Source organism: Labrys miyagiensis (genome assembly GCF_030160835.1).
In the GTDB taxonomy this organism is placed as follows: Bacteria; Pseudomonadota; Alphaproteobacteria; order Rhizobiales; family Labraceae; genus Labrys; species Labrys miyagiensis.
This window is the reverse complement of record NZ_BSPC01000063.1, coordinates 104523-126874: the sequence shown is the minus strand read 5'-3', so window position 1 is coordinate 126874 and position 22352 is coordinate 104523. Positions and strand designations below refer to the sequence as shown.

General features: G+C 64.5%; 20 protein-coding genes. 4 read left to right on the top strand and 16 right to left on the bottom strand.

Annotated features, from left to right (window positions below):
* Nucleotides 1–36 precede the first annotated feature (36 nt).
* The 5 genes from QQL24_RS27250 to QQL24_RS27230 form a co-directional block, all read right to left on the bottom strand.
* Entirely contained in the window at nucleotides 37–828 is a 792-nt protein-coding gene (locus QQL24_RS27250) for an ATP-binding cassette domain-containing protein (RefSeq protein WP_284315445.1), read from the bottom strand.
* On the bottom strand, nucleotides 828–1814 hold the full coding sequence (locus QQL24_RS27245; RefSeq protein ID WP_284315444.1) for an ABC transporter permease: 987 nt from the start codon (nucleotides 1812–1814) through the stop codon (nucleotides 828–830). The genes QQL24_RS27250 and QQL24_RS27245 overlap by 1 nt, the downstream gene beginning before the upstream one ends.
* Nucleotides 1815–1981: 167 nt before the next feature.
* Complete coding sequence (locus QQL24_RS27240; protein ID WP_284315443.1) at nucleotides 1982–3001, bottom strand: substrate-binding domain-containing protein; 1020 nt, start codon at nucleotides 2999–3001, stop codon at nucleotides 1982–1984.
* A gap of 287 nt (nucleotides 3002–3288) precedes the next feature.
* Nucleotides 3289–4848 (bottom strand): FGGY-family carbohydrate kinase, encoded by a 1560-nt coding sequence (locus tag QQL24_RS27235; RefSeq protein WP_284315442.1) that lies wholly within the window; start codon nucleotides 4846–4848, stop codon nucleotides 3289–3291.
* 170 nt (nucleotides 4849–5018) lie between these two features.
* Nucleotides 5019–6086, bottom strand: a complete 1068-nt coding sequence (locus QQL24_RS27230) for an LLM class flavin-dependent oxidoreductase (RefSeq protein WP_284315441.1) — start codon at nucleotides 6084–6086, stop codon at nucleotides 5019–5021.
* Between the two features lie 121 nt (nucleotides 6087–6207).
* Between QQL24_RS27230 and QQL24_RS27225 the strand changes: the two genes are divergently transcribed.
* Both QQL24_RS27225 and QQL24_RS27220 read left to right on the top strand, forming a co-directional pair.
* The gene (locus QQL24_RS27225; RefSeq protein ID WP_284315440.1) at nucleotides 6208–6609 is read left to right on the top strand and encodes a winged helix-turn-helix transcriptional regulator; all 402 of its coding nucleotides are present in this window, start codon (nucleotides 6208–6210) and stop codon (nucleotides 6607–6609) included.
* Nucleotides 6610–6768: 159 nt separating this feature from the next.
* Nucleotides 6769–7314 (top strand): hypothetical protein, encoded by a 546-nt coding sequence (locus QQL24_RS27220; RefSeq protein WP_284315439.1) that lies wholly within the window; start codon nucleotides 6769–6771, stop codon nucleotides 7312–7314.
* Between the two features lie 14 nt (nucleotides 7315–7328).
* Here the strand turns inward: QQL24_RS27220 and fosX are convergent, their stop codons facing one another.
* The 5 genes from fosX to rocF form a co-directional block, all read right to left on the bottom strand.
* A complete protein-coding gene (fosX, locus tag QQL24_RS27215; RefSeq protein WP_284315438.1) occupies nucleotides 7329–7751 on the bottom strand; it encodes a FosX/FosE/FosI family fosfomycin resistance hydrolase in 423 nt (140 codons plus the stop codon).
* Nucleotides 7752–7892: 141 nt separating this feature from the next.
* The gene (locus QQL24_RS27210) at nucleotides 7893–8423 is read right to left on the bottom strand and encodes a hypothetical protein (RefSeq protein ID WP_284315437.1); all 531 of its coding nucleotides are present in this window, start codon (nucleotides 8421–8423) and stop codon (nucleotides 7893–7895) included.
* Between the two features lie 76 nt (nucleotides 8424–8499).
* Nucleotides 8500–8952, bottom strand: a complete 453-nt coding sequence (locus QQL24_RS27205) for a DUF6314 family protein (RefSeq protein WP_284315436.1) — start codon at nucleotides 8950–8952, stop codon at nucleotides 8500–8502.
* Between the two features lie 252 nt (nucleotides 8953–9204).
* Nucleotides 9205–10257 carry an ornithine cyclodeaminase gene (gene ocd / locus QQL24_RS27200; RefSeq protein WP_284315435.1) on the bottom strand — a complete coding sequence of 351 codons (1053 nt, stop codon included), beginning with the start codon at nucleotides 10255–10257 and terminating at the stop codon, nucleotides 9205–9207.
* Nucleotides 10258–10276: 19 nt separating this feature from the next.
* Nucleotides 10277–11212, bottom strand: a complete 936-nt coding sequence (gene rocF / locus QQL24_RS27195; protein WP_284315434.1) for an arginase — start codon at nucleotides 11210–11212, stop codon at nucleotides 10277–10279.
* A gap of 125 nt (nucleotides 11213–11337) precedes the next feature.
* On the opposite strand from rocF, the gene QQL24_RS27190 reads away from it, so the two are divergent.
* Nucleotides 11338–11775 carry an Lrp/AsnC family transcriptional regulator gene (locus tag QQL24_RS27190; protein WP_284315433.1) on the top strand — a complete coding sequence of 146 codons (438 nt, stop codon included), beginning with the start codon at nucleotides 11338–11340 and terminating at the stop codon, nucleotides 11773–11775.
* A 96-nt stretch (nucleotides 11776–11871) separates the two neighbouring features.
* On the opposite strand, the gene QQL24_RS27185 is transcribed toward QQL24_RS27190, so the two are convergent.
* The 5 genes from QQL24_RS27185 to QQL24_RS27165 form a co-directional block, all read right to left on the bottom strand.
* The gene (locus QQL24_RS27185; RefSeq protein WP_284315432.1) at nucleotides 11872–13566 is read right to left on the bottom strand and encodes a thiamine pyrophosphate-binding protein; all 1695 of its coding nucleotides are present in this window, start codon (nucleotides 13564–13566) and stop codon (nucleotides 11872–11874) included.
* Between the two features lie 223 nt (nucleotides 13567–13789).
* On the bottom strand, nucleotides 13790–14902 hold the full coding sequence (locus QQL24_RS27180; protein ID WP_284315431.1) for an iron-containing alcohol dehydrogenase: 1113 nt from the start codon (nucleotides 14900–14902) through the stop codon (nucleotides 13790–13792).
* 335 nt (nucleotides 14903–15237) lie between these two features.
* Nucleotides 15238–18300 (bottom strand): efflux RND transporter permease subunit, encoded by a 3063-nt coding sequence (locus tag QQL24_RS27175; protein ID WP_284315430.1) that lies wholly within the window; start codon nucleotides 18298–18300, stop codon nucleotides 15238–15240.
* Entirely contained in the window at nucleotides 18297–19337 is a 1041-nt protein-coding gene (locus QQL24_RS27170; RefSeq protein ID WP_284315429.1) for an efflux RND transporter periplasmic adaptor subunit, read from the bottom strand. Before QQL24_RS27170 ends, QQL24_RS27175 begins: the two co-directional genes overlap by 4 nt.
* A gap of 227 nt (nucleotides 19338–19564) precedes the next feature.
* Nucleotides 19565–20572 carry an efflux RND transporter periplasmic adaptor subunit gene (locus QQL24_RS27165; RefSeq protein ID WP_284315547.1) on the bottom strand — a complete coding sequence of 336 codons (1008 nt, stop codon included), beginning with the start codon at nucleotides 20570–20572 and terminating at the stop codon, nucleotides 19565–19567.
* A 201-nt stretch (nucleotides 20573–20773) separates the two neighbouring features.
* On the opposite strand from QQL24_RS27165, the gene QQL24_RS27160 reads away from it, so the two are divergent.
* Complete coding sequence (locus QQL24_RS27160; protein ID WP_284315428.1) at nucleotides 20774–21358, top strand: TetR/AcrR family transcriptional regulator; 585 nt, start codon at nucleotides 20774–20776, stop codon at nucleotides 21356–21358.
* A gap of 117 nt (nucleotides 21359–21475) precedes the next feature.
* On the opposite strand, the gene QQL24_RS27155 is transcribed toward QQL24_RS27160, so the two are convergent.
* On the bottom strand, nucleotides 21476–22273 hold the full coding sequence (locus tag QQL24_RS27155) for an SDR family NAD(P)-dependent oxidoreductase (RefSeq protein WP_284315427.1): 798 nt from the start codon (nucleotides 22271–22273) through the stop codon (nucleotides 21476–21478).
* Nucleotides 22274–22352: the final 79 nt, after the last annotated feature.

Sequence of the window (22352 nt, the reverse complement as noted above, 5' to 3'; positions counted from 1 at the left end):
GCGGACAGGATGCCTGCGATCCCAGGGAACTCCCGGTCATCCCCTCTTCGCGAAGTCCTCGACCTTGGCCGCGCCCGTCATGATCGCCACGACGTCGGCCATCGAATGCGTCTTCGGGCTGACCACGGCCGCCCGCTTGCCCAGGCGCATGATGTGGATCCGGTCGGCCAGCTCAAACACATTGGGGATGTTGTGGCTGATCAGCACGACGGGCAGGCCGCGGTCTCGGATGGCCTTGATCAGTTCGAGCACCTGGCCGGTCTCGCGCACGCCGAGCGCCGCCGTCGGCTCGTCCATGATCGCCAGCTTCTTGGCGAACAGGGCAGCCCGGGCGACCGCCACGCCCTGGCGCTGGCCGCCGGAAAGCGATTCCACCGCGCTGTGGATCGAGGGCAGGCGGAACTTCAGCTCCGCCATGGCCTTCCGCGCTTCGTCCCGCATCTTCTTCTTGTCGAGGCGGCGGAAGACCGTGCCGAAAATGCCGGGCATGCGCAGTTCGCGCCCCAGGAAAAGGTTGCTGGCGATATCGAGCGCCGGCGCCACGGCAAGGTCCTGGTAGACGGTCTCGATGCCGCGGTGGCGCGCATCGAGCGGCCCCTTGAAATGCACGGCCTGGCCATCGAGCAGGATCTCACCGCTATCCGGCTTCAAGGCGCCGGTGAGTGCCTTGATCAGCGAACTCTTGCCGGCGCCATTGTCGCCGACGACGGCCAGGATCTCGCCCTTGCGCAGTTCGAAATCCACGCCGTCCAGCGCCGTGACATGGCCATAGTTCTTCACGACGTTGCGGGCTTCGAGAATGATCTCGGAGGAAGGTGCCTGTGTCATCAACGCCTCCCGCGCGAGAGCTGGTCGAAGGCCACGGCCACGATGACCAGCACACCGGTGATCAGGTCCTGCCAGAGCGGATCGATGCCGGCGAGGGTCAGGCCGTTGCGCAGCACGCCGACGATCAATGCGCCGATCAGCGTGCCGAGGAGGCCGCCGCGGCCGCCGAACAGCGAGGTGCCGCCAATGACCACGGCCGTGATCGAATCGAGATTGGCCGTCTGCAGCGAGTTCGGATCGGCATTGGGAATGCGCCCAAGCGCCAGCCAGGCTGTGATGCCATAGATAAGGCCAGCCAGCACATAGACGGAGAGAAGATGCCGCCGCACGGGAATACCGACCAGCCGGGCCGCTTCGGGATTGTTGCCGATGGCGTAGACGTGCCGGCCCCATTTGGTTTGGTTCAAGAAATACCAGACGATGGCGTAGAGCAGCAGCATGGCGATGACGCCATAGGTCACCACGAAGCCGTAGACCGCATCCCCATTGCCGGTCCAGCTCAGGAAATCATCGTCGACCGGAAAGGCGCCGCCGGCCGAAATCAGGCGCAGCGCCGCGGTGATGATGCCCAGCGTACCGAGGGTGACGATGAAGGGCGGCAGTCTCAGGCCGCTGATCAGGCCGCCTGCCACGGCGCCGGCCATCGTGCACAGCGCGATGGCGAAGGCCATGGAAAGCACGGGGTCATAGCCCGAATCGGCCATCTTGCCGGCAACGATGGTGCCGAGCACGCAGATCGCGCCAACGGCAAGATCGATGCCCGCCGTCAGGATGATCAAGGTCTGGCCGATTGCCAGCGTGCCGACCACCACGGTCTGCTGCAGGATGAGCGAAATGTTCTGCAGGGCCAGGAAGCGGTCATTGATGCTGGCGAAGATCACGCAGAAGACCACCAGCACCAGGAAGGGCCCGGCAGAGGGTGTGGCGAAGATACGTGCGAGCAGGCTGCGCTCTTTTTCGGGCGATGAAACCGTGGTTGTACTCATCAAATCCTCGGGAGGCCGCGAAGAGGATTGCGTAGTCATCCCGGACGCGATGCGGCACGCAGTGACGCTTCGCAGATCCGGGACCGCAGAAAGAATGAGGTCTTATCGGCTCGCGATCCCGTGTCCGCGCCGCTCCATTGCATGGTGCGGCGCGCACGGGATGACGCTTACTCTCCGCCCCAGCAGTTCTTCAGGCCCCAGGCGGTATCCTTGGAATCAACGCCCTTCATCGGCTTGTCGGTGATCAGTTCCGAGCCGGTGTTGATAAAGCCGGTGGGCTTCTTGCCGGACTTGGCGTATTCGGCCACGGCATCGACGCCAGCCACCGCCATCTTGTAGGGGAACTGCATCACGGTGCCGGCGATCTTGCCCGACTTGACGTTCTTGACGCCCTCGCAACCGCCGTCGATCGAGGTCAGCATCACGCTCTTGGCCTTGCCGAAGGATTTCAGCGCAGCATAGCCACCTGCCGCGGCGGGCTCGTTGATGGTGTAGACCACGTTGATGTCGCCATTTTTCGACAGGAGGTTCTCCATGCCGGTCTGGCCCTTGTCCTGCGCGCCATTGGTGATGGCGGAGCCGACGATGACTGGGTCACCTTCCTTGACGCCGAAGCCCTGCAGATAGCCATTGTGCCGCATGGTATCGACAGTGCCGCCCGGCGTGCCATCCAGCATGGCGAGAATCGGCTTCTTGTCGCCCATCGCCGCCTTGGCATAGGCGCCCTGCTTCACGCCCGCCTCGAAATTGTCGGTGGCGTAGGTGGCATCGACCGCATCGGCCGGATCGGTCGCGGTATCGAGGGCGATGACCAGGACACCGGCATCGCGGGCCTTCTTGATGATGCCGAGCATGCCGGTGGAGTTGTTGGGCGTGACCAGGATGCCCTTGGCGCCGGCGCTGATGAGATCCTCGATGGCCGCGACCTGGCCTTCATTGTCGCCGTCGAACTTGCCGAAGCGGGCGATCAGCTTGAGGCCCTTCTTCTTGGCCTCCGCCTCGGCGGCCTGGCGCAGCTTGACGAAATAGGGATTGACCTCGGTCTTGGTGACGAGGCCGACGATCACCTGATCCGCCGCCTTGGCCTTGTCGGCAGTGGCAAGCGTGGTGAAGGCGGCAAAGCCAAGAGCGGCCGTGGTGATGAGGGCGGTCGACGTGAAAGTCTGGCTCAGACGAAAGGCTGGCATGGAATCCTCCCAGGATTATTATGGTCGGAGCTTCTCGCTCTCTTCTCGATGGTGGCCTCTCATTCGGAGGCATCGGATTAATGCATCATCGCTGAATGATTGCAAATTTATTTTGATTGTTTTTAGGCATAACGGCCGGAGCGGGTCGGCCACCTTGTCATGCCGTAGCAAAGCGAAGAGCCGGAATCCATGAACACAACTCGAGATGACTATGTTCATGGATTCCGGGTCTCCACTCACAAGCAAGAGCTTGTGAGGATACGGTCGCCCGGAATGACGGCGGCGTCTCAGCTGGGCATGATGCGATTGAGGTCATGCATCGCGTTGCGCACCGGCTGGCTGTCGCAAAGCGTCCGGTAATTGCGGTAAAGCGTGCGATAGGCGAAGGCGGCGTCACCATTCGGCCGATAGCGCCGGAAGCTACGGGCACCGAAGCGAGCCGAGCCCTCTGGATAGTCGGCAACCACCCCCGCCGCCACGGCGCCATGGATGGCGGCGCCGACCGCGGTGGGATTGTCGATCACAGGCACTTCGACCTCGCGTTCGAACACATCGGCCATGATCTGCACCAGCAGCGGATTGTTGAGGGCGAGGCCGCTGGAGAGGATTATGCGCTCGATGGCAAAGCCGCCGGCGATAAACAGGTCGTAGATGCTGCGGGCGCCGAAGCAGAGCGATTCAAGGAGCGCGCGATAGATCCCCGCCGCTGTCGTGCTGGTCTTCAAGCCGAGCAGCAGCCCGCTGAGGCCGGAATCAGCCAGCGGCACGCGGTTGCCGTTCCACCAATCGAGGGCGAGGAGATGGTTGGCGCCCGGCGCCAGCTTTGCGGCTTCCTCATTGTAGAGGCGGAAATTCTCGGCCGGATTCTGTGAACGCGGAAAGGAGCGCACGAACCAGGCGAGCGTATCGCCGAAACCGGCCTGTCCGGCCTCATAGCACCAGAGGTCGCGTACCGAGCCGTCGAAGGCGACGCCTTCGATGCCCGGTGGCAGCGGACGGAAATCCTTGCCGAGGACGAGATAGACGGCCGAGGTGCCCAGCGCCCCGACGAGGCAGCCATCGCTGACGCCACCAACGGCCGGCAGCACCACATGGGAATCGATCACGGCGACCGCCACCACGGCCTTGCCCGCGATGCCGGTGCAGTCACGCCAGGCCTGGGTCAGCCCACCGCCCGGGGAGCCGATGCGCAGCGGTGGTGCGAGCCGGCTGGCCAGGCCTGGCACGAGATGGGTGGGATAGCCGGCTTCCGCGGAGTATTGCGCCTTATAGGCCGCAAAGCCGAGGCTGCGCGTCTCCTGCCCCGTCAACTGCCAGACCAGCCAGTCGCCGGCCTCGATGAAGCGCCCGGTCTCCTGCCAGAGTTCGGGCACCTCCGCAGCCATCTGCGCGGCCTTGGCGAGCAGCCACTCGCCCGAGACCTTGCCGCCGAAATTGTCGAGAAAGGCGCCGCCCTGCGCATTGATCGCTTCGGCTTCAGCCTGTGCGGCACCGTGCTTCCATAACTTGACATAGGCGTGGGGCTGGTCCGGATGACACTGTGACAGCGCCTGGCCCTCGCTCGTGGCCGGCAGGGGCGAACTTGCGGTGAAGCCGAGCCCGATGCCCTCAATCTCCCTGCCCCGCCCCAGCGCCGACAGGACCGCCTCGGCCGCCTCGACATAATCGGCCGCATCCTGGAGCGCCCAGAGGGGCGGCAGAGCGCGACCGTCGGGCATCGCGGTCATCACGCCGTGGCGATAGGGAAAAGCGTGGCTCGCGATCTGCTCCCCGCTTTCGACATCCAGGAGGACGCCACGCGCCGATTCGGTGCCGTAGTCGAGACCGATGACATAGCGACGGGCCATGGGGCGTGCCTTCCCTTTTGCGACGGGCACACCTTAGAGGGCAGCCATCACAAATCAACGCTTATGTGTATTTTTAGACAAAAGGGGGAGGTTAAATTTTGCCGGGAGCGCGGACGTCCCTACGACACTCAAGCGAGCGTCGGACGATCCGCTCTTGGAAACGGCGGGCTCTACGACAAAGGAAGAGCGGACAAGATGTCCGCGCTCCCGGTGAGCGCCTTCCTCACCGCTGGCGCCACCACGGTCCCGAACAGCTCGATCGACCTCATCATCCTCGCATGGGGAATGCTGCCCATGCTGAACTTGAGGAGAAAGCGGTCATGCTTGAAGAGCTCGTGCTCGTAAAGGATCTTGTCGATCACCTTCTGGGGGTCGCCGACGAAATCCGAGCCGGTGGGCGAGATCGAGGCTTCAAACTGGCCTCGGCTCAAAGGCGGCCAGCCACGCTCGCGGCCGATGCGGCCCATCACGTCGGCATAATAGGGAAAGATCGCGTCGGCCGCCTTCCGGCTGTCGTCGGCGATGTAGCCATGCGAATTGATGCTCACCGGCAGCTTGGCCGGGTCATGCCCGGCACGCCGCGCCGCCTCGCGATAGAGATCGACCAGCGGCTTGAATCGGGCAGGCTCGCCGCCGATGATCGCCAGCGCCATGGGCAGGCCCAGCGTGCCGGCGCGGATCACCGATTGCGGATTGCCGCCGACGCCCACCCACACTGGCAAGGGCTGCTGCACCGGGCGCGGATAGATGCTCTGGCGGTTGAGCGGAGCGCGATGCTCGCCCTGCCAGCTGATGGTCGTCTGCTCGCGGATCTTGAGGAGGAGTTCGAGCTTCTCGGCAAACAGGCTGTCATAGTCGTTGAGGTCGTAGCCGAAGAGCGGGAAGGATTCGATGAAGGAGCCGCGGCCCGCCAGGATCTCAGCCCGACCGCCCGAGAGCAGGTCCACCGTGGTGAATTCCTGGAACACACGCACCGGATCGTCCGAGCTCAGCACCGTCACGGCGCTGGTGAGGCGGATGCGCTTCGAGCGCATGGCGGCGGCGGCCAGCAGCACGGCAGGCGCGGAGGCGGCGAAATCGGGGCGATGATGCTCGCCGATACCGAAGACGTCGAGGCCGACCTGGTCGGCGAGCTCGACCTCCTCCATCAGATTGGCGAAGCGCTCCTCAGCACTGATGACCACGCCGGTCGCGGTATCCGCGGTGGTTTCCCCGAAAGTGTAAAGGCCAAGTTCCATGCTGTTCGAAGCCTCGCCGAAGGGTCTCACGCCCGACGGCATCTGGTGTGAATATTGTGGTTACAAAACGTAACTTGGGCTAAATAGGATACAGTCAAGATATGGACAAGGAGGCACATTCATGGCCCTGGGTGACACCGATGTAACCATCGATACCAGCAATGTCGCCGAGAGTTGCCGCCCTGTCACCGAGATCCTCTCCCGCATCGGCGACAAATGGAGCATCCTGATCGTGATGGCGCTGAGCGCCGGTCCGCGCCGCTTCAGCGAGCTCAAGCGCAACATCGACGGCATCTCGCAGCGCATGCTGACGCTCACCCTGAAAGGGCTGGAGCGGGACGGCCTGGTCAGCCGCACGGTGACGCCGAGCATCCCGCCGCGGGTGGACTACGAGCTCTCGGCCCTCGGCCACTCCCTGCGTGAGCCGGTGAACGCGCTCGGCCGCTGGGCCTTTGCCAACCGCCCGGCGATCCTGAAGGCGCGGGACGTATTCGACGGCCTGGGAGCGCGGGCGTCCCTGTGACTCTCAACGAAGTGTCGGACGATCCGCTCTTCCTCCGCCGGAGCACGCATCCAAAGGTTGCATTGTCGCTTCACGACAAGCAACAAGCCATCTTGAATACCATAAAGAAAACTGGCCTGTAGGCGGAGTTCTTCCATTCCTGCTTGCAGCGGATCTTCCATGAAACTTGCCGTTTTCCTTGCCCTCGCCTGTGTGGGCCTAGCGGGCTGTGTCACCCCCGTCAAACGCATCCCTGCCGCCAATGCGAAACTCGCCGCTCAGGGGTGGGAGCAGGCCGCCACGCCGATCTACCTCCACGGGTTGAATGTCTCCACAAGCCGCACGCTAATATGCATGCGCGATACATGCGGAGCACCGGCGATGGTTGCGACCGGTAGCGGTCCGCTCGATACATGGTCCGCCTTTGGCCATGCAATACAAACGGTGCTCAGCACCTCCAGCATTGACAGCGGCATGTTGCGAGAGGGCGCAAGTCTCAATGCCATTCGTCAAAAGGCCGGCAGCGATATCAATATCGAGAACATCGAGAAGGTCGGTAATGAAGTTCACGTGACTGGCAACGACACGACTTTCGTAAATGGCAAGATGATGATCTTGCTGTTCCGCGTCACGGCAACGGCCACGACCGTTCGTATCGACGCTGCTGGCGGGCCCGACAGAGCCAAGGCGCAAAGCCTGTTTAGCCTTATTCCCTTGGCGCGCTGATGTCGCCTGGTGCGCTACGCCCTCCCCTGGGCGTAGCGCCTCAACCGCTCATCGAGCGTGCCGGTGTGCAGCTCGAACATGTGGTTGTCGTCGTCGTAGAAGTAGATCGACTGCCCCTCACCCTCGACACGGGCGCGTCCTTCGCGGACATCGAGACCGAGTTTGCGGATGCGTTCAGGATAGAGCTCGAAGTCGCCATCGCCAATCTTGAAGGCGATGTGGTTATAGGTTCGGCCGGGCAGCGCCTCGCCTTCCATGGTGGCGATCCAGATGGGATCCTCACCATCGCCGAGCAGGAAGAAGCGCTCCTTCGATACCGAAAAGGTTGCGCTGCCGCTGTCATAGACCTTGCGGGCACCGAGCACGGTGGTGAGGATTTCCTCCATGCGGTCGAGATTTTTTACGATGAAGGTCAGATGGCTCAGGCCCTGGATCAAGTGCATCTCCCTGGGAGCGCGGACGTCCCGTCCGCTCTTGGAAACAACACGTATAACGAAAAGGGCATAGACCTCCACGGCTGCGCCCTTTCTTGTTGCGATATCGTTTCCAAGAGCGGGCGGGACGTCCGCGCTCCCAGGTTAATCCGCCGGTCCCACGGCCACATTGATGGTCTGCGCCTTCACGCCGCTGATCTGTAGCGTTACCGGACCGGGCTTGAGATCGAAGCGGACGCTCTTGCGCAGGCCGGGGCAGCCCTTCGCGCCGCTGAAGGCGCCCGATTTCACCGAGGCACCATCCTGGATCACATCGATCCAGCCCTCGTCGGAGAGTGTCACCTGGTAGAGGCTGGCCTTGTCGAGCGCCGGAAGGGAAAGCACTGCACCGAAGCTGCCGGCCGCCGGCTTGTGCTCGGGAGCTACCGCAAAGGCGAGACCATCGATCGGGCTGAGGTTGAGCCGCAGGGCTACTGACCCCTCCATTTTCGGGGCGGCGCCAGAGGCGAATGACGGTAGCCCGGCCGCCTCGAACCAGCGCTGTTCGCGCGAAAGATCCCATTTGAAGGTCTTGCATGCCGCATCATCGGCAAAGGCCGGCACGGTGCCGGGGATCGTCAGGGTCAGGACGAATGGCAAAAAGACAAACGGCAAAAAGCGGGCGAATGGACGCATGCGCGGTCTCCTGAAGCGGCGATGGCAGGATCATAGCCGTGTCTTCGCTATATCCAACCGGGAACAAAGCCGTAGCTCAGGCCTGCCTGTGGTAAAGCGTCCGGCTGACATAGGACTTGCGCGGCCCTTCAACCACATGAACAACCGCAAAACTGTCATCGGTGCGGAATTCGTAACGGCTGTCATAGCGGTCTGGCGTGCAGAGATGGAGATCAGCGCCGACGAGGCCGCCCTCCCCCTGTTCGAGCACAAGGCGATGAAAGAGCTGCGAGCGGGCCTCGTCGAAGAAGATGGCGAGGCCGTCCTCCTCCTGGCGGTAGAAATAATGGCGCGAGGCGGGCATGGCTTGTCCGCCCTCGAGGGCCAGCGTCGCGCTTTCGGCATAGGCAGCCTCGCCTGCGGCGCCCAGCGTGAAGCTGGCGGTCCCGTGCATGGCCGCCATCGGCTTGCCCGAGCCAAGATCCTCGACCGAACGGTCGAGCGACCATCGGCCGTCGAGAGACGGGAGCATGGCATGGCGAAGCCACATGGGTTCCTCGTTGCGGATCTGTCGCACTCGATGGTTCCCGGCAGCAATGTCAGGGCATAGCCTTTGGCGCAAGTGGGTGCCCGGCGGTGGGGCACTGACTTTTGCGGGAGGAGCGGCGCCAAACCAGGAGTGTCGATCCCGCGAGCCCCATTCCCCATCACAGAAAAAGAGCGGGCTGATCGGATCAGCCCGCTCCCGAAAGTCAGGCAGGGCCGAGAGCCATGCCGCCTTTTCTTTTTGTAACAAAAAGACTTACGCCGCCGCGGGCTGCTGGGCGCGCAGCAGCATGCCGAAGAGGTCGCGTGGCTCGTCGGGATCGGCCAGGAGATCGAGCTCCTCGTAGAGGCCGGTCCGGGCGAGTTGCTCGCGCACATAGCGCAAGGCCGAGAAGTCCTCGATGGCAAAGCCCACCGAGTCGAACAGGGTAATCTGCCGGTTGTTGGCGCGCCCCTCGGCCGCACCGGTCATCACCTGCCAGAGCTCGGTGACGGGATAGTCGGCAGGAAGCTGCTGGATCTCGCCCTCGATGCGGGTCTGGGGCGGATATTCGACGAAGATGCCGGAACGGCGCAGGATGTCGGCATGCAGCTCCGTCTTGCCAGGGCAGTCGCCACCAACGGCGTTGATATGGATGCCGGGGCCGACCATGTTGTCGGTGAGGATGGTGGCGTTCTGCTTGTCGGCGGTGACGGTGGTGACGATATCGGCGCCGAGCACGACGTCCTCCACCGTGTCGCAGATCGTCACGTCGAAGCCGAAGCCGGTGAGATTCCCAGCGCAGCGCCGGCTGGCCGAGGCATCGATGTCATGCAGGCGCAGACGGTCGACGCCGAGCAGCGCCTTGAAGGCGAGGGCCTGGAACTCGGACTGGGCGCCGTTGCCGATGATGGCCATGGTGCGCGCGCCCTTCGGCGCCAGATATTTGGCGGCGAGCGCCGAGGTCGAGGCGGTGCGCAGCGCTGTCAGGATGGTCATCTCAGTGAGCAGCACCGGATAGCCGGTGCCGACATCGGCGAGCACGCCGAAGGCGGTGACGGTCTGGCGGCCCTCCTTGGTGTTCTTGGGATGGCCGTTGACATATTTGAAGCCATAGACCTCGCCGTCGCTGGTCGGCATCAGCTCGATCACGCCCTCGGCGCTGTGCGAGGCGACGCGCGGGGTCTTGTCGAAGCTTTCCCAGCGCTTGAAATCGGCCTCGATGAAGCCGGCGAGCTCGACCAGGAAACGTTCGACGCCGACGGCATGCACCAGCTTCATCATGCTGTCGACGCTGACGAAGGGCACCACGTTCAGTTTGGGCAGCATGGGTCTTGCTCCGTTTGAATCAGGCCGTGCCGGCGCGGGTCGGGCGATCCATCACCCGGCGCCCCATCAGGCTGGCCACGAGGTCGACCAGCAGGATGGCGGTGCGGCCACGCTCGTCGAGGAAGGGGTTGAGCTCGACGAGGTCGAGGCTGCGCACCAGGCCGCTGTCATGCAGCATCTCCATGACGAGATGCGCTTCACGGAAGGTCGCCCCGCCCGGCACGGTAGTGCCGACGGCCGGGGCGATGCCGGGATCGAGGAAATCGACATCGAAGCTGACATGCAGGATGCCGTTGGCGGCTTCGACGCGCTGCAGGAAAGCCTTCAGCAGCGGGCCCATGCCATGCTCGTCGATGGCGCGCATGTCATGCACGGTGACGCCGGCCGCGGTGAGCGCCTTGCGCTCGGCCGCGTCGACACTGCGGATGCCCATCATGCAGATGTTCGCAGCCTTCACCGGCGCGGCAAGGGCGGGAAAGAAGCCGTCGAAGCCAGCCTGTCCGGTGGCATAGGCGACCGGACAGCCATGCAGATTGCCGCTCGCCGTCGAGTCGAGCGTGTGGAAATCGGGATGGGCATCGAGCCAGAGCACGAAGAGCTCGCGCCCCTGCTCCGCCGCGCGCCGGCTGAGGCCGGAGAGCGTGCCGGCGGCAAGGCTGTGATCGCCGCCGAACACGATCGGCATGCCCTCTGCGCTCATCCGATAGGAGGCATCGGCGAGCGCTTCGGTCCAGGCGGCTATCTCCGGCAGATTCTTCACGACCGGGTTGGGATGCTTCAGCGTGCGCAGACGGGCCGGCGCCAGATTGCCGCGATCGGAAACCCGATGGCCGAGCTCTTCCAGCGCGGCGGTGAGACCGGCGGCGCGAAAGGCGCTCGGGCCCATGTCGCAGCCAAGGCGCCCTGCGCCCTCCTGCACCGGAGCACCCAGCAAAATACATGTTGTCGAAGGCATGTCGAACCTCGTTTGGCGTGCCTGCAATTTACCGGCTTCGATTGGCGATACGAACAATACAAATTGGCAAAGGTGACAATACGGCTTATCAAACTGGCATGAAGCCCTGATCATTTCGGCAGGCCATGGACGACATCGACCAGCAGCTCCTCACCCAGTTGCGCCATAATGGCCGGCGCAGCATCTCCGATCTCGCGGCAGAACTTGGCCTGTCGCGCGCCACCGTGCGCGCGCGCATCGAGAACATGGAGAAGCGCGGCGATATCGTCGGCTACACGGTCATCCTTAGAGCCGACGCCATCTCCATGCCGGTGCGCGGCATCGTGCTGATCGAGGTCGAGGGCCGCGCCGCCGACCGCGTGATCGACACGCTGGGCGGCTTTCCGGAAGTGAGCGCCGTGCACACGACCAACGGCAAATGGGACATCGTGGTGGAATTCGCGACGCAGAGCCTGACGGATCTGGACGTCGTGCTGCGTCGCATCCGGCTGATCCCGGGCGTGAATGCCTCGGAGACGAACCTGCTGCTGGCGACGCCCAGGAGTACGAAGGCGAGGTTGTGACTCTTCCCGGGTGCGCGGACGTCTCGTCCGCATCGCCCTCTCCAACAGACGCCGCGTTTCCAAGATGCGGACGGGACGTCCGCGCACCCGGGAAGATCACGTCCCAATCACGATCTCGATGAGGTTGGGCTGCCCGCTGGCGATCCCCGCCTCCACCGCCCCGGCAATATCCCCGGCCCGCGTGATCCGTCGCCCCGGCACGCCATAGGACTTCGCCATGGCCTGGTAATCGATCGGCGGATCGTCGAGCTCCATGGCGATGAAGTGGTTCTGCCGGTTCGAGGCGTAACCCACCTGTCCCTTCATGAAATTCTTCAAGATGTTGTATTCGCGATTGTTCATGACGACGAAGGTCACGGGCAGCTTCTCATGCGCCGCGGTCCACAGGGCCTGCGGGGAATAAAGGGCAGCGCCGTCGCCCACGAGAGAGACCACCGGCTCGCGACCGAGCCCAAGGCAGCAGCCTACCGCGGCCGGCATGCCCCAGCCGAGCGCGCCGCCTCGCAGGAAGGAATATTGCCGCGGCGAAGAGCTGTTGAGGAAGCCGCGCACATGCAGCGAGGTGGCGATCGCCTCGTCGACGATGGCGACATAGGGTCCAACAGCCCGCATCGCCTGCTGGGCAGCCACCAGTGGCGTCACGGGAACCACATCCATCTGTGCGGCGGCAAGGGCGGCGAGTTCCTGCTGTCGCTGTTGCTGATCGAGTCCCGCCTGGCGCAGCAGGGCGGAATAGACCTCCGTCCGCCCGGCGATAGCCTTGGCAAGCAGCGGTGCCAGCGCATGCAGAGAATGCTTGAGATCGCCCACCACCGAGAGCCTGGTGGGATAGGTGCGGCCGAGGTCGCGCACATCCGCCGACATCTGGAACACCGCGCAGCCGGGCGGTACGGCCGAACCCTCAGTGTAGAGGATGGTGATCAGCGACTTGCCGCCGAGAGCGAAGATGGCATCGTAATCGCCCAGCCGATGGGCGATATCCACCGCCTTGGTCGGCATGTTGCCGCGCCAGAGCGGATTGGCTGTCGGGAAGGGAATGCGCGAGGGCCAGGACGAGCCATAAACGGGCGCACCCAGCATCTCCGCGATCGTCACGGCTTCCTGGGCTGCATCGCTGCCATGGATCTCGTCGCCGGCGATGATGGCGAGGCGTCCGGGCCTTAGCGCGGCAAGGTGTTCGGCGAGCTTGTCGAGCGACCCCGCCACCGGGTGGCGGTCGACCACCGAGCGCTCGGAGATGCCAACGCTGCTCATCTCCTCCATCACATCCATCGGCAGCGACAGGAAGACCGGGCCTGGTGGCGGTGCGCTGGCGTCGTGGAAGGCCCGCCGCACCAGGATCGGCAGCTGGTCGGCATGCGTGACTTCCTGCGCCCATTTCACCGCGGGCCGGGCCACCTGCACGAGGTCGCCGAACAGCAGGGGATCGGTGATGGTATGGCGCGAATCCTGCTGGCCGGCGGTGACCACCAGCGGCGTCATCGAAATGCTGGCGTTGAAAAGGTTGCCCATGCCATGGCCGAGGCCCCCCTCGGTGTGGAGATTGAGGAAGCCGGGCTTGCCCGACGCCTGGGCGTAGCCATCGGCCATCGCCACCGCGCTCGCCTCCTGCAGGGCCAGGATGTAGCGGATATCGGGCGCCTCGATCAGCGCGTCCATCAGCGGCAATTCTGTGGTGCCAGGATTGCCAAAGATATAGTCGACGCCCTCGTTGCGCAGGATCTCCAGCAACACGGCCGCTCCCCGGCGCGGACTGACGGCCTCAACGGGAACGATGGCCTTCCTGGTCATGCTGACCTCCTGTGCAAGGCATAAGTTTGGAAGCAGGAGGAATGGCCTCTACCCGTCATTGCGAGCGAAGCGAAGCAATCCAGGGGCCAAAGTGCGGTGCCTACCGCCCCTGGATTGCTTCGCTTCGCTCGCAATGACGGCGTTTCCACCATCTCTTTCGGCCAAGGTTGGCGCCGATGGATCGCCTGCCTGAGTAACGAATCACTCTATCATCGCACCGCTCTCATGCCGACTCGTGCAGGAGTTCCAGATATTCCTCGCGCGTCGCCAGTCGTGGATTGGTGGCGTGGCAATGATCCTTGAGGGCCTCGCCCGAAATCTTCTCCATCATCGCCTCGGTCACGCCCATGGCCCTGAGCCCCGGAGGCAGGCCGATGTCGCGGCACAGGCCCGCGATGACCTCGGCCGGATCGCCGCCGAGAATGCCGGCCAGCACATCCCATTTGCCGCCGATCACGCTGCGGTTGAAGCGCAGCACCGCCGGCATCAGCACCGCATTGAGCGTGCCGTGATGCAGGTTGAGTTCGCGGATGGCGCCGAGCGGATGGGTAAGCGCATGCACCGCGCCGAGGCCCTTCTGGAACGCCATCGCGCCTTCGAGGGCGCACATCATCATCTCCCAGCGCGCCTTGCGGTCGCGGCCATCGGCCACGGCGGTGCGGATGGCGCCGAAGCCGCGCTTGAGACCGTCGATGGCGATGGCATCCGCCGGCGGATTGACGGCAGATGCCATATAGGTCTCGAGGCAATGCGAGATGGCGTCCATGCCGGTCGCCGCCGTCAGATAGGGCGGCAGGCCATGGCTGAGCTCAGGATCGCAGAGCGCGATGCTCGGCAGCATGAAGGGGCTGATGATGCCGAGCTTGCGCCCTTCGGCCGTGATGATCACCGCCGCGCGGCCGACCTCCGAGCCGGTGCCCGAGGTGGTGGGCACGGCGATCAACGGGCAGATGCGGCCATGGATGCGCGCTGCCCCGCCCTCCACCGCGGTATATTGCGCAAGCGGTCCCTCATGGCCGGTGAGCAGGCGCACCGCCTTGGCGAGATCGATCGAAGACCCGCCACCGAGACCGACGAGCCCATCGCAATCAGCCTCGCGATAGCGCGCCAGGGCTGCGAGCGTCGCCTCCTCCGTGGGATTGGCAGGCGTGCCGTCATAGACGGCGGGCGGCTCGGCAAAGAGCGCCCTGACGCGTTCGACCAGGCCGGTGGCGACGAGGCCGCGATCGGTGACCAGCAGCGGACGCTTTACGCCCAGCCCTTCCAGCAGGGAGGGCAGCCGGGCAATCGCGCCTTCATCGAATTCGATACGGGTGAGATAGGTGATGGTGGCCATGGCAATGATTTCGATATGAGCAAGAATTCTGGTTTTGAGCGCACACCTCAAAAGTCGCGAGGCAGCCAGGAAGGGCACAGATTTTGTCATGCCCTCGGCCGCGAGGGCTTCGACTTGCGAGCGCGTCACACAGGATCAGGATGAACAGCAGCGACAAGATGGCGAGTCCACAGCTTTTCCGATCCTCCCGTCGACGTCATCGGAATGCTAGGCATTCGGGCAGGTGGACGCAATCCGGGTGCACGGGCATCCTGCCCGTTCCTGGAACCGACACCCTCGAGGCAGGGGAAGAACGGGCAGGATGCCCGTGCACCCGGATGCAACCACGGCACCGCTTAACGCGCGCCCTGGCTCGCACCCTCCTTCGGCTCCTTGATCCGATACCACGTCACATACAACGCTGGCAGGAAGAGCAGCGTCAGCAGCGTCGCCACCAGGATGCCGCCGATCATGGCATAGGCCATCGGGCCCCAGAACACTTCGCGGGCGATGGGGATCATGCCCAGGCTCGCGGCCGCCGCCGTGAGCAGGATGGGGCGCATGCGGTGGACGGTGGCGGTCACCACCGCATCCCAGCGGTCCTGGCCTTCCTTTTCGTGATCCTCGATCTGCTTCACCAGGATCACCGAGTTGCGGATGATGATGCCGATCAGCGCGAGAACGCCGAGGATGGCGACAAAGCCGAGCGGCTGGTGGAAGGGCAGCAGGCCGAGCACCACGCCGATCAGGCCGAGCGGCGCCACCGAGATCACCAGGAAGAGCTTCTGGAAGCTCTGCAGCTGGATCATCAGCACGGTGATCATCACCAGCAGCATGATCGGCACGATCTGGATGATCGGCGACTGGCCCTTGCCGGCCTCTTCCACCGCACCGCCGATCTCGACCTTGTAGTGATCGGGAAGCTGCTTGGCGAAGGTATCGATCTTGGGCTGCAGGCGCTGCACCACCGTCGCCGGCTGGATATCGCCGACGAGCGCGGCGCGAACGGTGATCGTGGGCAGGCGCGAGCGGCGCCAGACGATAGGCTGTTCCAAGTCGTAGCCGATATTGGCGACGGCTCTCAGCGGCACCACCGTGCCACCGGTCAGCGAGATCTGCAGGTTCTCCAGCGTCTCCACCGAATTGCGCTGGTCCGCCGTGGCGCGACCGACGACATTGACGAGATAGATGTTATCGCGCACCTGCGTGAAGGCGCTGCCAGCCAGCGTGCCGTTCAAGATGGAAGCGATGTCCTGCGAGGTCACACCGAGCAGGCGGGCCTTGTTCTGGTCGACCTCGACACGCAGCACGCGGCCGGGCTCGTTCCAGTCATAGGTGATGGTGCCGAGATTGGGATCGTCGGCGATCACGCCGGCCAACTTCACCGCCTGCGCGCGCACCTCCTGGATATCGGTGCCGCTGACACGATACTGCACGGGGCGGCCGACCGGCGGGCCGAGTTCGAGCGGATGCACGAGAATGTCGATGCCGACAAACTGCTCGCGGGCTAGCGCATCCAGCTTGGCCTTCACACGGTCACGCGCCTCGATGCCTTTGGTCACCACCACGGCCTGGCCGAAAAAGGGATTGGCGAGCTGCTGGTCGAGCGGCAGATAGAAGCGCACGGCCCCCTGCCCGACATAGGAGCTCCAACGCTCGACATCGGCATCGCCATCGAGCGTCTTTTCGAGACGGTCCATCTGTGTCTTGGTCTCGGCGATGGTGCTGTTCTGCGGCAGCGTCATGTCGACCAGCAATTCTGGCCGATCGGAAGACGGGAAGAACTGCTGCTGCACGTGGCCCATACCCACCACCGAAGCGCCCAGCAAGGCAAGGCAGACAGCAATGGTCAGCCAGCGCCAACGCATGCAGGCGAGCAGGATGGATTTGAACATCCCGGCGAAGAAGCTCGGCTTCTCGTCGTGCTTCTTCATCGACTTCGGCAGGATGCTTACACCGAGCAGGGGCGCGAACAGCACCGCCACGATCCAGGACGTCAGCAGGGCCACCGCGATCACCACGAAGAGGGTGAAGGTGTACTGGCCCGCCGAGCTCGAATTGAGGCCGATCGGGATGAAGCCCGCCACCGTCACCAGCGTGCCGGTGAGCATCGGGAAGGCGGTAGAGGTGAAGGCATAGGTCGCCGCCTTGCCGAGCGTATCGCCCTCCTCCAGCCGGCTGATCATCATCTCCACCGTGATCATGGCATCGTCGACCAGCAGGCCGAGGGCGATGATCAGGGCGCCGAGCGAAATGCGCTGCAGGGAGATGCCGGTATATTCCATCACCAGGAAGACGATGGCGAGCACCAGCGGGATCGAGATCGCCACCACCAGCCCGGCGCGCAGGCCCAGACTGACGAAGCTCACGGCCATGACAATGATCACGGCTTCCAGCAGGGCCTGCGTGAAGCCCGAGATCGCTTCCTCGACAATGGCCGGCTGGTCGGAGACGAGATGCACGCCGACGCCGACCGGCAGCGTGCCGGTGATCTCGGTCATGGCCTTCTTCAGGTCCTCGCCGAACTGCAGCAGATTGCCGTTGGGCGCCATGGCGACGGCGAGGCCGATGGCCGGCTTGCCGTCGAAGCGGAAGAGCTGGGATGGCGGATCCTCATAGCCGCGGGTGATGGTGGCGACATCGCTCAGGCGGAAGAAGCGGTCATTGACGCGCAGGTTGATGGCGCGCAGATCTTCCTCGGACTTGAAGCCGCCGCCGACGCGCACGCTGACCCTGTCCTGCCCGGCCTGGATCACGCCGGCGGCCGACACGGTGTTCTGCGCCTGGAGCGAGGCGATCACGGCCTGGCGGTCGACGCCAAGGCTGGAGAGGCGCGCAGTGTCGAAATCGAGATAGATCACCTCATCGAGCGCGCCGAGGATCTGCGTCTTGCCGGCATTGGGCACCGAGAGCACGCGGTCGCGCACGCTCTCCACATAGTCGCGCAGCTGGCGGAAATTGATGCCGTCGGCGGTGAAGGCATAGATATTGCCGTAGACGTCGCCGAATTCGTCATTGAAGAACGGCCCCTGCACACCGCTCGGCATGGTGGACCAGATGTCATTCACATGCTTGCGCACCTGGTAGAAGGCGTCGGTCAGGGCACGGCCATTGGTGGTGTCCTTGAAGTTCACCAGGATGGTGGCGCTGCCGGGCTTGGTGTAGCTGCGCGTGTAATCGAGCGCCCCGACCTGCTGGAGCTCCTTCTCGATGCGATCGGTAACCTGGTTGATCGTCTCGTCCAGGGTCGCGCCCGGCCATTGCACCTGCACGACCATGGTCTTGATGTCGAAGGAAGGATCCTCCTCGCGGCCGAGGCGCGTATAGGAGAGCGCCCCGGCGATCACCGCGGCGATCATCAGATACCAGATGAAGGAGCGATGCCTGAGCGCCCAGTCGGACAGATTTAAGCCGTTCATTTCTGACCCTCGGAACGCGGGGTAACGGGAAGCTGCACGGCCTGGCCGGGCTCGAGCGAGGCGGCGCCGGCTGCGACCACGATGTCGCCGTCCTTGAGGCCGTCGACGATGGCATAGCCGTCCTTGAGGGAGACCAGCTTCACGGGCTTGGCGGCGACGACCGACTTGACGGCATCGACGACCCAGACAGAGCGCCTGTCGCCATCACCGGCAAGCGCCGTCTGCGGCACGGCGATATAGGATGGGACGGCGCGTACGGCCGAGACGGATATCGTCGAACCCAGGCGGAAGCCGTTGGGCGGACTATCAAGCGAGAGCCGGGCGCGGCGGGTGCGGGTGGTCGCATCCGAGGCCGGAGCGAGCTGGCGCAGCGTCGCAGTGGCCTTGATCGAGGGCTCGCCGGCAAGAGTCACGTCGAAGCGTGGATATTGCAGCAATTCCGGCGCGAGATAGTCGGGCACGTCGACCACGGCCTCCCGCACATCCGGCCGCGCCAGGGTGACGATGATGTCGCCGGCCGAGACGACCTTGCCGACATCCGAATTCACCGCGGTGATCACGCCGTCATAAGGGGCGATGAGCTCGGCATAGCTGAGGACATTCTGCACCTGGCGCAGCGAGGCTTCGGCCTGGGTGACCTTGGCCTCCGCCGTCTCGCGGGCCGCCACGGCGTTGTCGACCTGCGCCTTCGAGGCCGTCTCGGTAACGACCAGCGCCTTGCTGCGGTTCTCGGTCAGCACGGCATTGGCAAGCTGCGCCCTGGCATTGGCAAGATCCGCCTCGGCCGACTGCACGGCAAGCCGCAGAAGGGTGGCGTCGACGGCGGCGAGCCTTTGGCCTTGCTTGACGGTGTCGCCGACATTGACCTCGCGGGCAATGATGCGCCCACCGACTTGGAAGCCGAGATCGGTGCGATAGCGCGCATCGACGCTACCGATGAAAGGCCCGAACATCGCCGTATCCTGGGCATGCGCGATGACGGTGAGTACCGGGCGCACCGGCTCCTGCGCGAGGGCGGGAAGCGGGGCAGCGAGCAAGGCTGATAGCAGGAAAGAGAAAAAGAAAAGGGCGCGACGCCTGCCGCTCCCTTCCCCCTTCTGGGGAAGGGTAAGGGATGGGGGTCCTTGGCGATGAGAGACACTTGCATCCAAGGACCCCCACCCTCCTACTCCCTCCCCACAAGAGGGAGGGAAGACTTCGATGTCGAGCTTCGCTCTCAAATGACTGCGCCTCGCCCAACCGAAAATCACCCAGGCCGTCATCCTCATGGCGCCTTCTCCGCGACCGTTTCGACCACCTGTCCGGGGCGCAGGAGTTGGCCGCCCCTGGTCACCACGACATCGCCATCCCTGACGCCGTCGGCGAGAACGATGGACTGGGTGGTGTAGCGATCGAGCGTCACCTCGCGCGGCTCAGCCTGGCTGGTGTCGGCGGTTACTGTCCACACCGCCGGCCTGCCCTGCCACATGAACAGGGCCGAGGCGGGCAGCACGACGCGCCGCTGTGGCGCCAGGCCCGCATGGCCGCGCACGGCGGTACCCAGGGACATCGCAGGCGGCGTCTCCTTGAGACCGATCTTGACGCGGATCGTGCTTTTCTTGGCATCGACGATGGGGGAGATCTCGCGCACGGTTCCGGTAGTCGTCACCGTGGGATCGGCGATCAGCGTGATGTCGACGTCGGGTGAGCCGGGCGGCGTGCCGACCAGCGCTTCATAGACATCGAACACCGCATCGCGCGGTCCATCCTGGGCGATGCTGAGTACGGCCTGCCCGGCCTGCACCACCTGCCCGGCTTCGGCGCTGCGCGAGGTGACGGTACCGGAGACGCCAGCGCGCAGATCGGCATAGGCGAGTTGTTCCTTGGCCTGGGCAACCTGTGCCGTCGCCGCCGCCACCGCTCCCTGCGCCACGCTCAGATTCTCCTGGGCGGCATCGAGCTGAGACTGCGAGGTGGCGTTGCTGGTGATCAGCGTCTTCTGGCGCTGGAAGGTCGCCTCGCTCTGCTGGAGCTGTGCCTGGGCCGAGGCCAGTGCGGCATTGGCGGTGTCGAGGGCGATGCGCTGTTCCTGGCCGTCGACCCGCGCCAGCACCTGGTCCGGAGTAACGTGGTCACCCACATCCACCAGGCGCTCGACGATGCGTCCGCTGACCCGGAAGGAGATGTCGCTCTGCACCTGCGCCTCGATGTCGCCGGTCAGGCTCACCTCGTGGCTGAAACTGCCGGCCTTGGCGGTGACCACCCCGACACGGGCGGGAGGGCCACCGGCCATAGCCGGCACGATCGCAGTTCCCGCGATCATCATCCCAATGGCCAGGCACGAACCGCGTGCTAGCCGCCTTGACGCGCTGGGTTTCATCGGCATCCTCGCTTTGTGCTGGACGTGACTAACGGATTGCGTGGCGCCCCCATAACAGTTAAAAATAAAACCGTCCAGACGGTTTTTTTAATCAGGGATATCGCGGTAAGGACTATGACCCCACTCGCTGCCCCACCCAAGACAGCCCGCGCACGCAAGCCCCAGCAGCGCAGCACGGAGACCATCGACCAAATTCTAACGGCAACCGTCGCGGTGATCGAGCAAGTAGGCGTGCACAATCTCACCATCGACATGGTGGCGATGGAGGCTGGCGTCAGCAAGGGCGGCGTGCTGCATCACTTTCCGGCCAAGAAGGCGCTGGTGGTGGCGGCAATCCGCCGCAACATGGAACAGCTGGTCGAAGACATCGAGGACACTGCCCGCTCGACCCGCACTTTCACCGAAGCGCTCGCCATCCATGCCCGCCAGATCATGCGGGAGAAAGGCGGCGTCTCGCCCGCCCTCTTCGTCGCCTCCGCCGAGTTCCCGGAAGCGGCAGCGGCCATACGGGGCATGTTCAGCGCTCTGATCAGTCGCCTCGTCCGCGATGGCGAAGAAGGCGGCGTCGAACGCACCCTCTTCTTCTTCGCCGCCTTCGGCATCCTGGTCGGCCGCGGCATGAACTTCTTCCAGCCTGATGAGGCGGAGCTGGAAGCACTGTTCAGCAGGCTCGACGAGTATGCGGCGAAGGAGTGCTGAGAAAGCGACTTCCGGGCGAGACGAGGCAATCGAGAATGAAATGAGGCGAAGGGGCGTCGGAGGCGAGTCTCTTTTTCACAGGTCCCATCTCGCCCAACCGCCCTCCCTTGTCTTGTCTCACTGCGCGAGGAAGCCGCCATCTACCGGGAGGGTATGTCCCGTTACCATTGCCGCGCCCGGCCCGGCCAGGAAGAGGATCGCCGGCGAGACTTCGTGCGGCTCGGCGATGCGGCGCAGCGGCGTCATCGCCTCGATGCGCTGCATCAGTTCCGGCTGGGCCAGCAGCGGGGCGATGAAGGGCGTGCGCACATAGGTCGGCGCGATGGCGTTGACGCGGATGTTGTGCGGCGCCCACTCGACCGCCAGCGCCCGTGTCATGTTCACGATGGCACCCTTTGTGGTCTGGTAGGAAATGTTGGGATAGAGACCGCCACCGGACAGGCCCATGATCGAGGCGGTGTTGATGATGGCGCCGCCCTTACCGGCGGCGATCATATGGCGCGCTGCCGCCCGCGCGCACAGGAAGACGCCGGTCATGTTCACGGCCACCACCTTGTCCCAGGCTTCGAGGCTGAGATTGACGGCGGCGTCGCGGAGGGCCAGGCCCGCATTGTTGACGAGGATGTCGATGCCGCCACAGCGGGCCACGATCTCCGCGAAGGCCGCTTCCACCTGCGCCTCGTCGGCGACATCCATGACCAGCGCCGCGGCCGGCTTGTCGCCCCTTATGGAGGCAAGGATCTCGGATGCTACCGGCGCCCTGTCAAGCACCACGACCTCGGCCCCCGCTGCCGCCAGAGCCTGCGCCGCCGCAAGGCCAATGCCGCTGCCGGCGCCCGTCACGGCCGCGACCTTGCCGGAAAGGCCGAAAATGCCGGCCAGGCTGACGGCGCCCCCACCCTCGTGATCTTGCATGCTCGATATCCTCACGGCGCTCTCGACAGGCGCCTTCCTGTTTGGCCGCTCCCATTTCGTCGGACATATGCCGATTTGT

Bases quoted from the DNA above. Each gene is read 5' to 3' on its own strand.
- QQL24_RS27250 (WP_284315445.1), bottom strand. From the start codon at position 828: ATGACACAGGCACCTTCCTCCGAGATCATTCTCGAAGCCCGCAACGTC.
- QQL24_RS27245 (WP_284315444.1), bottom strand. From the start codon at position 1,814: ATGAGTACAACCACGGTTTCATCGCCCGAAAAAGAGCGCAGCCTGCTC.
- QQL24_RS27240 (WP_284315443.1), bottom strand. From the start codon at position 3,001: ATGCCAGCCTTTCGTCTGAGCCAGACTTTCACGTCGACCGCCCTCATC.
- QQL24_RS27235 (WP_284315442.1), bottom strand. From the start codon at position 4,848: ATGGCCCGTCGCTATGTCATCGGTCTCGACTACGGCACCGAATCGGCG.
- QQL24_RS27230 (WP_284315441.1), bottom strand. From the start codon at position 6,086: ATGGAACTTGGCCTTTACACTTTCGGGGAAACCACCGCGGATACCGCG.
- QQL24_RS27225 (WP_284315440.1), top strand. From the start codon at position 6,208: ATGGCCCTGGGTGACACCGATGTAACCATCGATACCAGCAATGTCGCC.
- QQL24_RS27220 (WP_284315439.1), top strand. From the start codon at position 6,769: ATGAAACTTGCCGTTTTCCTTGCCCTCGCCTGTGTGGGCCTAGCGGGC.
- QQL24_RS27210 (WP_284315437.1), bottom strand. From the start codon at position 8,423: ATGCGTCCATTCGCCCGCTTTTTGCCGTTTGTCTTTTTGCCATTCGTC.
- QQL24_RS27205 (WP_284315436.1), bottom strand. From the start codon at position 8,952: ATGTGGCTTCGCCATGCCATGCTCCCGTCTCTCGACGGCCGATGGTCG.
- ocd (WP_284315435.1), bottom strand. From the start codon at position 10,257: ATGCTGCCCAAACTGAACGTGGTGCCCTTCGTCAGCGTCGACAGCATG.
- rocF (WP_284315434.1), bottom strand. From the start codon at position 11,212: ATGCCTTCGACAACATGTATTTTGCTGGGTGCTCCGGTGCAGGAGGGC.
- QQL24_RS27190 (WP_284315433.1), top strand. From the start codon at position 11,338: ATGGACGACATCGACCAGCAGCTCCTCACCCAGTTGCGCCATAATGGC.
- QQL24_RS27185 (WP_284315432.1), bottom strand. From the start codon at position 13,566: ATGACCAGGAAGGCCATCGTTCCCGTTGAGGCCGTCAGTCCGCGCCGG.
- QQL24_RS27180 (WP_284315431.1), bottom strand. From the start codon at position 14,902: ATGGCCACCATCACCTATCTCACCCGTATCGAATTCGATGAAGGCGCG.
- QQL24_RS27175 (WP_284315430.1), bottom strand. From the start codon at position 18,300: ATGAACGGCTTAAATCTGTCCGACTGGGCGCTCAGGCATCGCTCCTTC.
- QQL24_RS27165 (WP_284315547.1), bottom strand. From the start codon at position 20,572: ATGGCCGGTGGCCCTCCCGCCCGTGTCGGGGTGGTCACCGCCAAGGCC.
- QQL24_RS27160 (WP_284315428.1), top strand. From the start codon at position 20,774: ATGACCCCACTCGCTGCCCCACCCAAGACAGCCCGCGCACGCAAGCCC.
- QQL24_RS27155 (WP_284315427.1), bottom strand. From the start codon at position 22,273: ATGCAAGATCACGAGGGTGGGGGCGCCGTCAGCCTGGCCGGCATTTTC.